Origin of the sequence: Streptomyces sp. NPDC102402 (assembly GCF_044765765.1) — a bacterium.
GTDB lineage: Bacteria > Actinomycetota > Actinomycetes > Streptomycetales > Streptomycetaceae > Streptomyces.
In genome coordinates this window covers 68,196-80,676 of the sequence record NZ_JBIWKR010000004.1, presented here as the reverse complement: position 1 = coordinate 80,676, position 12,481 = coordinate 68,196, and the positions used below count along the sequence as shown (strand labels likewise).

At 68.7% G+C, this 12,481-nt stretch carries 9 protein-coding genes; 4 read left to right on the top strand and 5 right to left on the bottom strand.

Annotated features, from left to right (window positions below; genetic code table 11):
* Positions 1-510 precede the first annotated feature (510 nt).
* Positions 511-3,336 (top strand): M4 family metallopeptidase, encoded by a 2,826-nt coding sequence (locus tag ACIRJR_RS14145; RefSeq protein ID WP_403778934.1) that lies wholly within the window; start codon positions 511-513, stop codon positions 3,334-3,336.
* A 1,116-nt stretch (positions 3,337-4,452) separates the two neighbouring features.
* Here the strand turns inward: ACIRJR_RS14145 and ACIRJR_RS14140 are convergent.
* The gene (locus tag ACIRJR_RS14140; protein WP_403778931.1) at positions 4,453-5,808 is read right to left on the bottom strand and encodes a tetratricopeptide repeat protein; all 1,356 of its coding nucleotides are present in this window, start codon (positions 5,806-5,808) and stop codon (positions 4,453-4,455) included.
* A 212-nt stretch (positions 5,809-6,020) separates the two neighbouring features.
* Between ACIRJR_RS14140 and ACIRJR_RS14135 the strand changes: the two genes are divergently transcribed.
* On the top strand, positions 6,021-6,179 hold the full coding sequence (locus ACIRJR_RS14135; RefSeq protein ID WP_403778928.1) for a hypothetical protein: 159 nt from the start codon (positions 6,021-6,023) through the stop codon (positions 6,177-6,179).
* Between the two features lie 153 nt (positions 6,180-6,332).
* Here the strand turns inward: ACIRJR_RS14135 and ACIRJR_RS14130 are convergent, their stop codons facing one another.
* Both ACIRJR_RS14130 and ACIRJR_RS14125 read right to left on the bottom strand, forming a co-directional pair.
* A complete protein-coding gene (locus tag ACIRJR_RS14130; RefSeq protein WP_403778925.1) occupies positions 6,333-6,677 on the bottom strand; it encodes a hypothetical protein in 345 nt (114 codons plus the stop codon).
* 667 nt (positions 6,678-7,344) lie between these two features.
* Positions 7,345-7,968, bottom strand: a complete 624-nt coding sequence (locus ACIRJR_RS14125; RefSeq protein ID WP_403778923.1) for an ATP-binding protein — start codon at positions 7,966-7,968, stop codon at positions 7,345-7,347.
* Between the two features lie 351 nt (positions 7,969-8,319).
* Here ACIRJR_RS14125 and ACIRJR_RS14120 point away from each other — a divergent pair, with 351 nt between their 5' ends.
* Together ACIRJR_RS14120 and ACIRJR_RS14115 are read left to right on the top strand one after the other, a co-directional pair.
* Positions 8,320-8,766 carry a hypothetical protein gene (locus tag ACIRJR_RS14120; RefSeq protein WP_403778920.1) on the top strand — a complete coding sequence of 149 codons (447 nt, stop codon included), beginning with the start codon at positions 8,320-8,322 and terminating at the stop codon, positions 8,764-8,766.
* A 450-nt stretch (positions 8,767-9,216) separates the two neighbouring features.
* Positions 9,217-9,660: a hypothetical protein gene (locus ACIRJR_RS14115; RefSeq protein WP_403778917.1), complete on the top strand. Its 444-nt coding sequence runs from the start codon at positions 9,217-9,219 to the stop codon at positions 9,658-9,660.
* A 592-nt stretch (positions 9,661-10,252) separates the two neighbouring features.
* Here ACIRJR_RS14115 and ACIRJR_RS14110 read toward each other — a convergent pair.
* Positions 10,253-10,930 (bottom strand): GntR family transcriptional regulator, encoded by a 678-nt coding sequence (locus ACIRJR_RS14110; RefSeq protein WP_403778914.1) that lies wholly within the window; start codon positions 10,928-10,930, stop codon positions 10,253-10,255.
* Positions 10,927-12,414, bottom strand: coding sequence for a chlorohydrolase family protein (locus ACIRJR_RS14105; protein WP_403778911.1), 1,488 nt, complete (start codon positions 12,412-12,414; stop codon positions 10,927-10,929). The genes ACIRJR_RS14110 and ACIRJR_RS14105 overlap by 4 nt, the downstream gene beginning before the upstream one ends.
* Between the last annotated feature and the right edge of the window lie 67 nt (positions 12,415-12,481).

Below are 12,481 nucleotides of genomic sequence, written 5' to 3'. Positions count from 1 at the left end.
CCGAGGACCGCCCGGCAGAAGCCAGAGGGTTCTTGTGAACGGTAGGTCGGCCTGCTGACCCGGCTTCATTCATTGCTTGAACGGGTGCGGTGCTGGAACCGCGGTTGCGGCACCCTGCCGTCCTCACCCGGTTGGGGCACACGCGTGGTCGAACGCCGGCGTCCGGTCAACGTGCTGCGGCCGAGGGCGCTTCATCGCCCATGGCAGGAGGAGCGCCGGACATCTTCCTGCCAGGCACCCACCCACCTCGGCCGAACACATAGCGAGGGGCACCATCCGTACCAGGGGCGTTAAGACCGTGTATCGGCCACGTACGCACCGGACGGTGCAGGTGCAGAGAAGTGTGCACGCTCACAAGTGGCCACCGGCCGCACATTGTTTATGCCCCGCACTCCCACTTCCATGGCGGCAGCGAAGACCTCGTGAAGCAATTTCGTGCCACTGGAGGGAACCATCGTGCGGAGCTCAGCACGCAGCAGAGCCGGCAGACCGTCAGCAGCTAGTGGCGGCATGGGCGTCGGCCAAGGCGTGGCGGCACTGCTCGCCGCCGCCGGTCTCGTCATGACGGCCATGCCCGCCGCCCACGCGGACACCGCCCCGGCGACCGCGGCATCCGATGTCACCCCGGGAACCGAGACGGACACCCCGTCGCTCGTGACCGGGCTGAACGAGCAGGTCTCGGCCACCGCTCCGGCCGCCGACGCCGCCCGCGGCCACCTCAAGGCCAAGGCCGGCCGCTACCACATCGCGGACACCACGGCGAAGGACCTGGCCACCCTCGGTACCACCACCGAGAAGGGCGGCAAGGAGACGGTCCGTCTCCAGCAGAAGTACAAGGGCGTCTCGGTCCTCGGTGGCCAGTATGTCGTCCGGATGGCGAAGAAGGACGGCAAGCGTGCCGTCACCGGCACGTCCGGCAACTACTTCACCCAGCTCGAGCTGGGCACGGTCACCCCGAAGGTCTCCGAGAAGACCGCCATCGAGCGCGCGGTCGCCGCGGTCGGTTCGCAGCTCGGCGGCGGCCTGATGAAGGCGCCCGCCAAGGGCGAGAAGTCCGGTGCGCCGAAGCTCACCGGCACCGCCGAGGGCGTCACGATCCTCCCGCAGGGCACCGGTGTACTGACCCGGCGGATAACCGTCACCGGCATCAGCCCGGCCGACGGGCAGCCGGTGAAGCAGCAGGTCTACATCGACGCGCACTCCGGCTTCCCGGTCATGCAGTACAGCGACATCAAGACGTTCGGTGCGGCAGGCACCGCCACGGCTGCCGCCGGCGCGACGGGCACGACGGGCACGACGCCCGAGGCGGCCCTCCCCGCCGGCGACGAGCTCGTCGTCAAGGGCAGCGGAACGCGCTACAACGGTGAGAAGACCGAGGTGAACCTGTACAAGGACACCAAGGGCATCTACCAGATGATCGACTACAGCAAGCGCGCTGCCGACTCTCCCGCCCTCTACGGCGCCATGCTCTCGACCTACGACGCCCGGGGCCGCGAGGCCGCCGCCGCGTCCGGGCCGGGCGCCTGGCCCACGGGTATCAAGACGTTCCAGTCCACCACGCCCGAGCTCGGCGAGGACTTCACCGACGCCGGTGCGATCGACGCCCACTGGGCGGCCGGCAAGGTCTACGACTACTACAAGTCCCACTTCGGCCGGGCCGGGCTCGACGGCAAGGACGGCTACATCTACTCCCTGGTCGGCGTCGTCTCCAACGGCCAGCCGTACAACAACGCCTTCTGGGACGGCGCCAAGATGGTGTACGGCCAGGGCGGCGGCGACTACCGCACCTTCTCCGCCGACACCGACGTCGTCGGCCATGAAATGACCCACGGCGTGGTCGAGCACACCGCGAACCTCGTCTACGCGGGCCAGTCCGGTGCGATGAACGAGGCGATCGCCGACTACTTCGGCAACGCCATCGACCTGGAGGCCGGCGACGTCTCCATGGACGACCCGGATGCCGGCCTGCTCGGCGAGGACCTGTGCACCACCGCGGGCCCCCGCGAGTGCGCACTGCGTGACCTCAACGACGGTGCCACCACGTCGAAGAACTTCATAGGCACCACCTTTGGCGGTGACAACGGCGGCGTGCACCTCAACTCCACGATCTTCTCCGGCTCCCTGTGGGACATGCGCCAGGACCTCGACGCGGAGTTCGCCGACCAGATCGTCTACCGCGCCCTGTCCGCGTACATGACTCCGCTGGACGGCTTCACCGAGGGCCGCGCCGCGGTCATCGCCGCGGCAAAGGAGCTGGGTGCCACCAAGGCCCAGCTGAAGATCGTCACGCGCTCCTTCGACGCGCACGGCATCGTGCCCGGCTGGGAGAAGGCGCTCGGCGTCGACACCGACCTGATCACGGCCAAGGTCAACATCGCCAGCACCGGCGTCGGCGCGGGCGGCGGCAAGTACGCCGTCTCCAACTCCAACGAGGACGGCAGCGAGCCGTACTCGGTGTGGCTGGGCAACACGTCCGGCAAGGGCACGCCGCAGCTGATGAGCAGCAACAACGGCGATTACAACGTCTACGCGGACACCGATGGCAAGACCGTGGTGTGGGCCCAGTACAGCAGCATGGGCATCCGCATCATGGCCCGCCCCGTCAAGGGCGGCCTCGCGAAGCAGGTCGACGGTATCGGCAGCGACGTCTCCGGGCTCGTCGTGGACGGGGACTGGGTCGCCTACACAGCCCTCAACCCGCAGTTCGGCGTCACGAACGTCCGGTACGTCAACATGAAGACCGGCGCGACCGGTCTCGTCGACGGCGGACGTCCCTACAACATCTCGGGTCTGCCCTCCATCAAGGACGGCAAGATCGCCTACGCCAAGGTCGCCCCTGACGCGAACGGCAACATGAAGGTCGGCGTCGAGGTCTTCGACGGAGCCACCGGCACCAAGACGGCGATGCCCACCCCCGATGACACCATGGGTATCGGCCAGACCGCGATCACCGACGACGGTGTCTTCTGGATCGAGGACAACGACGTCACCGACACCGGCCAGGCCGCGGTACGCCGCGCGAACGTCGATGGCTCGAACCCGCTCACCATCGCCCCGGAGTCCGGCACGGGCTCGCTCTACGCCTACACGCTGACGGCCTCGGATGACGCGGTCACCGTCACCTCGCTCCCGCCGGCCACGTGGTATGCCAACGAGACCCTGGCGAAGCTCTACCAGATGGCGCCCGACGGCAAGGGCGGCGCCCAGCGCGTCTCCTGCAACCGCGGCGAGCAGGCTTACGCATCGGCCGACGAGGGCCAGCGCGTCCTGTGGCTGGACGGCACCACCGGCTACACCAACGTGGTGAAGCGGGACCGCCCGACGGGCAACTGCTGAACCGGCTCCTACGCCGATCCGGCCTTGCGCCTGGCTGGCATGGGCGCTGAACAACTGAATCGCTGAACGCGGCGGCCGGACTCCCTCGGGGAGCCCGGCCGCTGTTCGCTCGGCGCGGACATCGCCTCCTTTCGGGCGCTTCCCGGTCAAGCCCCTCACGGCCCGCCGACCCGCCGGCTTCGCGGATCCGAGGATGCCGGCGCATCAGCCCCCACCCGGGGCCGAGACCGCCGTACACGTGCGCTTCGAGGCACTGAGGCGCAGCGAGACCGACGGCCCCGGTACAAGGCGATGGGCCGGTCCTCGGCCCCGCCACCAGGAGCCGGTCAGGCTTTGAACTTTGGGCACCGACTCGTACTTACAGAGATCGGCGGCCGACTCCAGGGGCCAGTCGGTGTCCAGGGTGCGCGGCCGGCCCTCGTCAGGTCAGGCGGTGTCAGACGCTGGTCGCCAGAGGTCCGGAGAGCGCGAGTTCCGTCGCCGGTGCCAGGGCGGTGCCGGAGGCCGGGTGGAACGTCCCGAGGTACGCGGTTTCTTCTTGCCTGGGGCGCATTCAGCGTTGTGGGGTGTCGGAGTGGTGTGGTCGGCTCGGTGTGCGCCGTATGGATGTGGTGTCCACCGAGATCCGGGATCTTGCAGGGTGCGGCCTGCCTGTGCTGCGGGCGTGTGGGCCCGTTGCGCGTGCTCGTGCCGGGCGGCCGGGTCTGCGAAGGCGCACTCGCGATGCGCGGCAACGTGGGGCCTGCGCGGCCTGCGGCGAGACCCGGGCGAGACAGTTCTTCCCCGGCACCCTCTCCGGCAGGCACCTTTCTTCCGCCGGCCTCGCCCGGCGCCTGGCCGCCCACGACTTTCCCTCCGGCCCGCATCACCGCACTGGTTCAGCCGGCTGAGGGCCTGCCACCGGCCGTCCTCGCGCCTCTGCTCGGACTCCGCGCGATTACCGCCGAGTACTGGAGGCGCCGCGAGGCCACCGACTGGACTGCCTACCTCGAAGCCCGGATGTCTACCCGGGACGGTGGCCCACCAGTGCAGGCTGCCGCCAACCGCAAGGCAGCCCCGTCAACCATCGAATGATGGCCGACATCGCCGGCACTCGGTCAGCACTCGGCCAGCACTTCAGAAGGGTGGCTCGTCGGACCACAGGTGCGTCGTCGGCACGAGCGGTGGCGGGGGGCTTCTGTGCAACACGATGACCAGGGCCTCCTCAACGCGGCCGAGGTCGACGAGGTAGCCGGCGAGGTCATGGCTTACCCCGCGGTCGTGCTGCTGGAGGACGACAACGGCTTCCTCGATGCGCCCGGCACCGGCGAAAAGGTGTGCAATGTGCTCCGCCGCGTACCAGGTATTGCCCTCAGGGTGGGTCCGGGCCCGTTCAACCGCCTCGTCAACCCCACTGCAGGCGGCGATCAGCGGCAAGCGCATCCAGTACAACTCCCACTCGTCCTCACCCCCGCGCTCGGCGGCGAGGGCGTCGAGGTGGACGAGTCCCTCGGCGGGGCAACCCTGGTCGAGGCACAGCTGGGACAAGGCGTGGAGAATCCAGTCATCGCTGTGGTGGGCATCGGCCTGGGCGCGCATCACGGCGATCGCCTCTCCACCCCGTCCGTGTCGGGCCAGGAGCTGCGCGAGCTCGTAAGCCGAGTTCGGGTTCCGGGCCGCAGGGCCGTCAGCCCGCTCATATACGGCGATTGCGCCCTCCACGTCGCCGTCCTTCTCCAGCAGCTCCGCCAGCTGCTGTACGGCCTCCTCATGTCCGTCCACCGCTGCGTAGGCGCGCAGTTCCTCGATCCGGCCGTGCCGGGCCAACAAGTCGGCGAGTTGGTCCTGACTGTTGACAGACGTGACCTGTCGGCGACGGAGCAGACCGATGGCCTCATCGAGGTAGCCCTGGCGCTCGCGGATCGTCGCGAGCAGGCCAAGCACCGTGTCGGGATCGAGGCTGCCGCAGCACCAAGGGCCGTCGCAGCAGTGGTCGGCCCGAATCCGGTCGGCGAGCAGCGCGGCAGCTTCCTCGTCGCGGCCGGCGACGGAGGCGACGTCGACCAGGGCGGTGGCGAGCACCCAGTCGTCGACGTGCGGCACGAGCAGGTTGAACGCCTCCTCGGCGCGGCCGTGCCGCGCGAGCAGCCTCGTGTAGGCCTCCAAGGCCTTCGGGTGCCCGGCTTCCGTGCGGATCCGGATGATCTCGATCGCCTCGTCGATGCGGCCCCAGCTCTCCAGCAGCTCGGCCGCGGAGACAACAGCCTTCCACCAGCCCGTCACCACGTACGGGGCGAGCGCCTCCAACGCCTCCGTCTCTCGGCCCTGATTACCCAGCACCCGAGCCCACGCCAGCGCGCAGAACCACTCCCCGCGTCCGGCCTGCAGCTCCACCACGTCGGCATGGCCGTGTTCGAGCAGCCGCGAGACCAGCTCCGGCGGTATACAGCCGGACCGTGTCCGGACCCGGTAGTCAAGATCAGTAGCGTCCACGGCGATTACCATAGCGCTCGCCACGACGCCAGGACGGCACCACCGACAGCTCCGGATGCAGCACAGTTGGAGCGACGCTCCCCGCCACTCGGAGCCTCGAGACGGACCGCGAAACGGCGTGAGCAGTACGCTGAGGATCTGGGCAGCGGACGCGGCCTCGTCGCGGTGACCGCCAGGTCGAACCGGCCCAGGAGTGACAAGGGCCCCGGCCGGTGGCTTCCGCCAGCCGGTCCGCGCAGTGCGCCTACGCCTGCGACTGGATCGCCGCCAAGTTCCGCTGGAATCTCACCCTCGGCACGAAAGGGCAGGCCGCGCCGGTAAAGCGCGGGCGACTGCCCGGACACCTCGTGGAGTGCGAAGTCGCCCCGTGACGGCGCCGTACGGTGCCCGGCAGGATCTTGCAGGACTACTTCCGGCGGGCCGACTGGGGGATGAGGCATCTCCCTTCCCAGGTGCGGGTGACCTCCTGAAGATCACCCGCACTGGCTCTCGGCGCGCGGCGGGCCACACCGCAGTCCGGCCGCTCAGGCATGGGTGGCGGGCTTGCGTACCTCCTCGCGCCACTGGCGGAAGCTGGTGGGGGCGGGTGAAGCCAATGCCTGCTCGGCCTCGTAGATGCCGTCGCTCTGGGCAGCGGCCATGTCCAGACTCTGTGCGAACGTCTCGCTCATCCCGTACTGCATCATCGTCGCCTTGTGGGTGTGGGCGTCGACCTGCTGGAAGCGGGCAGGTCGCTGAAGGACCTCGGACAGTACCTCGGCCATTCCGTCAGGCGACAGGGCATCGGGGCTGATCACCGGGACGGTGTCCTGTCCGGACCAGGAGTCGTCCTGCAGGGCTTCGGACAACGTGCCGAAAGCCCTGCTCATCACGCGTACCCTGACCAGCACACCGCCAGGCTCTGCAACACCCCCCACATGCGGCTGCACGACATCCGGGGCAAGTCAAGCAGCCGGGCGTTGCTGAAGATCGGTTATATCGCCTTCCACGCCGACGGAGTGTTCTCGCTCGTGGACACCATGCGCCCTCGTTGCGGACCGGCAAGCCGGCGGGAGCGGGCCCGGGCCCGGACGAGATGCTGTGCAAAAGCAAGCCGCATCGCTCCTCCTCGGTGGCCCTGCGGCGCTTTCCGTGACCTGGTGGGGCTCATCTCCAGGGAGGACGCGATGATGGATCGGCGGAGCCGGACATCGAGTCGTGCGAGGTCCGCAGGCAGAAGACCGGGCTGCAAGGCTGAGTTGGCACCGCCGGCACCGCCGGCGCAGCCCGACCCCGAGCGAGGGCGGCGCCCTCGACTGCGCAATCAGCATTGCTGACCTGCCGTGGTGCGTCTTCCGGCCTGTTAGCCGAACTAACTCAGCTGTCTTCGCAGGTCAGAGCGGGTATCTGCAATCCCTTAGGCATTCCTACCTTCCGGGAGATCGTTGCTCGCACCACTGCAGTGGATGAGCCTTCGGAGCACCCAAGGCCGTCAGAGGCGCTGCACGAGTCCCTGAAGGGGGTTGATGACGCGACGGCTGCTGAGTAGTGACTGCCTTACGTGCCTCGACGGTCGTCTACTTCGAGGGAGAGGGGTTGCCACGACTGGGTCAGCTGTGCCAGGTCGAACCAGGTGTTTCTGGCGATACGCAATGGCTCGTCTGGGAGAAAGTGCACGGTGGTCCCGGTCGTGAGGTCATCAGCGATCGGTCGCAGGTCAGTAGTAGGCACGCCGTGTTCGTACCGCTGAGTCCAGGAACCGTTGAGACGGCGGTTGGTATGGATGAGCCACGTGCTGAGTGCAGCGACAACAGACATGCCGCGGCGAATATGTGTGTCGGGGAGGGACGGCGCACCAGGGTTGTCGAAGAACCGGAGGTCCTTCGTGGCCATGACCGGCTTCTTCACTATGCGACCAAGCTCATCGAGGCGTGTGTCGGTGCCCCGTCCGTTGTCGGCGACGGCCACCGAGCCATCTGAGTAGAGGGTGATTTGACAGAGACCGCCGTGGCCGGCTTCGGCCTCGTCTGCCACATAGGCGACGACTTCCAGGATCAGATGCAGGATGCCGCCGGGGGCAAAGGCGGCGGAGTTCTTGCGGATGTGGTCGAGATGGTCAAGGTCGACGGTGCTGGCCCAGTCGTGAGTGGTGTTGAGCCAGGAAGCTCTTGGTGTGTCCATCTGAGAAGTATGCGAGACCGTGATCACAGGCTAACAACGGGTGTCTGCGCGAGGCTTCGGGCTTGACGTCCCGCTACTTGAGCGGTGCGAGGAACAGTCGAGCTGCGGTTTCGATCCCAGCTCCGCAAGCTCGCCGGGCAGGGCCTCGGCGCATGCCCAGTAGTTCGGAGAAGGTGACAGCCCTTGGTGTGTGGGGCGGGCTGGCTGCAAACCGGCGTGCGGAAGGACGGCGGGGGCTTCTGGAAGCGGGGCCCGGGAGGGGGTGGCGTCACATGCGCTCTGTACGAAAAGTCACTGATCCGTCACACTTGGTTACTGAGAGGCGGTGAACGCCGACCGCAAGGAGTTGAAATGCCTGAGATGATCAAGCGCATCGAAGCGAAGATCCGTACCGCGACGAGGGACCGCGCGGGCCGTACCGAGGACTGGGAGCCGGGTGCGCAGGGTTCCAGCGAGGTGTACCTGGGGGTCGCGGGCCGGGAGTTCCGGTGCGGCACCGAGCGATCCGACTTCGAGCCCGGCGCGGACGACTCGTTCGTCTTCGGCGGGGACGCCAACGTCGAGTACGCCAACGTCAACGACCCGCAGAACATCCCGTTGGCCGTGGCACTGGACATGCCGGTCTACATCCGGTTCGACAACCGGGGTGGGAGCGACGCCTGGTGTCTGGAGCGCGTCGAGGTCCGTGTCGACGGCGCCAACGGAGAGGATCACGTTTTCGTCTCGCCCGCCCTCGACGGCGACGCCATTCTCTGGCTCGGTACGGAAGCCGGCTTCCAGGTCTACTTGAGCATGTAAGCGCGTCACGCCCAGGTTCCGAAAGACGCCGCGGCGCCCCTGCCCCGCCAAGGGCCCGGCACCGGCCCCGCTGAAGCGCCTTCCACACGGTGCCCCGGACACGCCCCCACAGCGTCCGGGGCACCCGCAGGCGGCCGAGTTGGTGGGTCACGGTTCAGCGGGCCATCTGTTCGACTTCGTTGACGCTGTTGGGTGTGGGTGGGGAGGCGGCGGCTTCGTGCATGGTGATGCTCGCGACGGCGGTGTCGGTCAGTGGCGCCTCGGTGTCCTTGTGCTGGCTCCAGCCCGGCGCGATTCAGGTCAAGTCTGTTCGATCTCTCGCGCGTAGGGGTATGCCCTGGTTTGCTGAGCGCGTGTCAGGGCTTGGGGCTGGATCTGGCTGATGGGGGAATCGTGCGCACTCGTGTGTCCGGACTGAGTCTCGGTCCGATCCGAGGGGACTACGCTCTCATGACCCCGGTCGCGGGCACCCTGCTGCAGATACTCCGGGGATTCCTGCTGATCGCCTGGGTCGTCATGGCCGGTTTCACCGTGTTCACCCCCGATCAGGTCGACGGGAACCTCGCCTGGACGACGGCGGTGGTGATCGCGGTCTACACCGTGACGTTGGGGTGGCGTCTGCTGACCGCCCGGCTCGGCATGAACCGGTGCTACCTCCTGGCGGAGGGGGTGGCCGTGACCAACCGCTTCGGCCGGGTGACCGATTCCGTGGCCTGGAGCGACGTGACCGGCATCCAGCAGACAACGGTCGTGGACCTTTACATGGGAGCGCACCGCATGGAGATCCACCGGAACCGGGCGGCCAAACCCCTCACGTTCCTGGCACCGGGCGTGAAATCGCAGCTGGTGGAAACGCTGCTCGCCGAGGGCCGCCGCGCAGGAGCCCTGCAGTGAGGGGCATCGGAGTCCCGGGCCGTGGCCACTTGCTGTGGCAAGCGCGGATGCATCCACCTCACAACCGCCGCCCTCGCAGCCCTCATGGCTCCGCACATGATCCGGGAAACAGCGCCTGGCTCGAGCTGGGGGCCGTGGCCGTAGTGTCCGGGTGCCGGGGCGAGGGGGAGTGGCTGGCACGCCCATCGACGGCAAGGTGGATCCTAATGGTGAATCCGCCGCGGGAGCGTCCCGGACACTCGCCGATCTGACCATTTCCTCCAGCCGGACTGCCGGTTTCCTCATCGCCCGATCGACCCGGTTCGTCCCACCCTCGTCCCCCCGGCGATCCTCTCTATGAGGGACCGCGACCGCCGGCGCCTTCCGCGCGGCGGTGGGGTGCTGGTGGGCCCGCACAGCTGTGGAGTCCGCTGAGACTTCCCGGTCGACCTGGCCCGCCGCGTCCCTGGCCGCCTGGATCCGCGGTCGAAGGCGGAGGGAGAGTAACTGTCACGTTCACCCTCCGGCCTGAGGATCGGCACGCGTGTGCGCGGGTATCGGAAGGAACCGTTAGTGAGCGCGGCCTTCAGCAGGACGCCGTCCATATCCGGGATCAGTCCGCGGGCAGCGTCTGGGCCAGGGATCGCATCACGGGCTCGCGTCGGATGTCGATGTGGGAGAACGTCAGTGCTTCGGCGAGGCGCGGGCGGCCGGCGCCGATCGCGTCGCAGATCTGTCGGTGCTCGGCGCAGTGCTGCTCGGCGCCGCGTTCGGTGCCGGTGAGGCGGAACAGCCAGTGCATCAGGCCCAGGGAGGGCTGGAAGGAGGACTGGAGCAGCCGGTTCCCGGTCATGGTGATGAGCTCGGCGTGGAAGGCGGTGTTCGTGGCGGCGATGCCTGCTGCGTCCCCGCGTGCGGTCGCCGCTCCGGCCTCGTCCAGTACTTTGCGCAACACGTCGTGGCTGCCTCCGCGTGCGACGATCTCGGCGGCCCGCCGCGCGGCGAACACCTCCAGGCTCAGCCGCAGGTCGAAGAGTTCGTCGATGTCGCGGAGGGTGAGCCGGCGCACGTGTGCGCCGCGCCGCGGTTCCAGGACGACGAGTCCCTCGGTGGCGAGACGCATCAGGGCCTCGCGCACCGGGACGCGCGAGACGCCGAGCGTCTGCGCGAGTTCGCGCTCACGCAGCCGCGTACCGGGGGTGTACGTCCCGGAGTGGATGCCGGTCCTGATCAGTTCCTCGGTGCGTGCCACGTGGGAGCCGGGAGGTTCGGCCGCCTCGATGCTTGTCACGCACTGGCCTCCCGCTCCGGAGTGCTGAATGCCGGGAAGGTGGCCGGGAAAAGCTCGGCCGTCTCGCGGCGTTCCACGTCGCGCTCGCTGTAGGCCGCCCGCATCCGCTCGAAGAGCACCTGGGAGTCGCGCCGCAGGGCCTCCAGGTCGGTCCCGGGCAGGCCACCGTCCACCAGGACCGGGCGGCCCGCGACTACCGAGTCCGTCGCCTGTCGTGCCGTGCCGTTGAGCAGGAACGTGCGCACCGGGTCGTCCAGCACGCCGTCGCGGATGTCGTCGAGCGAGAAGGCGACCAGGTCGGCCTGGGCGCCTGGCGCGATCCGGCCCAGGTCGTCGCGGCCCAGGGCGCGGGCACCGCCCAGGGTGGCAGCCTCCACGTACTGTTCGGCGGGTGCGGCGTCCGAGCGGCCCTCGGCGATCTTGGCCAGGTGCACGCCGGTGTCCATGCCGCGGATCAGGTCCGGCGGGAAGGAGTCCGTGCCCAGGCACAGGTTCACCCCGGCCTCGCGGTACGCGCGGAACGAGTGCAGCATCTCGCCGTAGCGCAGTGATGTCTGCGGGCAGTGGATCACCGAGACGCCGCTGGCGGCGAGCAGCGCCAGATCGCCGCGGTCCTCACCGTGTACCGAGGGGTGCCGGTCGATGGTGACGGTGTGCGGGATCAGCAGGTTCGGGTTCAACAGGTCGTGTTTTTGGAGGAGTTCGAGGGGCGACAGGCCATGCCGGTGCCGGATGATGTCGCGCTCGACCAGGCCCTGGAGTGCGTGCAGCCGGATCAGGACGCCGCGTTCCCGCCCGATCCGTGCCGTCTCGCCGAGCAGTTCCTCGGTGAGCGTCTCGATGCGGCAGGGCAGCAGGACGCCGGTCAGCAGCGGGTCGTCGAGTTCCGCGAGATGGTCCAGGAAGCGGACCGCGTCGCGCAGGCCCGCACGGCCCTCCTCCTCGTCGAAGGCGACGTCGCGTGTGCCGTCGGGCAGGACGACGTTGACGCCCGAACGGTAGGCGGGACCGAGGTATCCGCGCAGTCCGATCCCGCGCGCGGTCCGCGCCATGTCGACCAGTTCCTCGTACGGCTCCGCCCAGCGGCTGTGCACCTCGGAGGCGATCGGCATGAACGTGGTGATGCCGTGCAGTGCGAGCTGGGCGAGGGCGTACGCGCGGATCGTCGCCCGCTCCCGCGGGGTGAACACGTCGTGGCGGCGGTGGGTGAAGTAGTCGAGCGACCACTGCAGGCCCTTGCCCCGCTCGGCGCCGGCCCAGGAGTCGATCACGAGATGGTCGATGTCGGTGAGCGCGTCGAGGTCGATGAGCCCCGGCATGACCAGGGATTCGCCCAGGTCGCGCTCCTCGTCGACAGCGCCCTGGTAGCGCGGCCCGACGTACACGACGGTGTCGTCCTCCCACACCACCTCGCCGTCCCGCAGCAGCGCGTGGCCGCCGTCCTGGTGGGCGAGGATGTGCCGGGCGCGCCAGCGGGTGCGCATGGTGCCTCCTGGGGTCCGTGTCCGCGGACGCGTGCGGCTCACCGTCCGTCGGGTTCCCGATCGTACG

What these genes read in the sequence shown, in the direction of transcription:
- ACIRJR_RS14130 (WP_403778925.1), bottom strand. Translation starts at nt 6,677, where the DNA reads ATGAGCAGGGCTTTCGGCACGTTGTCCGAAGCCCTGCAGGACGACTCC.
- ACIRJR_RS14115 (WP_403778917.1), top strand. Translation starts at nt 9,217, where the DNA reads ATGACCCCGGTCGCGGGCACCCTGCTGCAGATACTCCGGGGATTCCTG.
- ACIRJR_RS14120 (WP_403778920.1), top strand. Translation starts at nt 8,320, where the DNA reads ATGCCTGAGATGATCAAGCGCATCGAAGCGAAGATCCGTACCGCGACG.
- ACIRJR_RS14145 (WP_403778934.1), top strand. Translation starts at nt 511, where the DNA reads ATGGGCGTCGGCCAAGGCGTGGCGGCACTGCTCGCCGCCGCCGGTCTC.
- ACIRJR_RS14105 (WP_403778911.1), bottom strand. Translation starts at nt 12,414, where the DNA reads ATGCGCACCCGCTGGCGCGCCCGGCACATCCTCGCCCACCAGGACGGC.
- ACIRJR_RS14125 (WP_403778923.1), bottom strand. Translation starts at nt 7,968, where the DNA reads ATGGACACACCAAGAGCTTCCTGGCTCAACACCACTCACGACTGGGCC.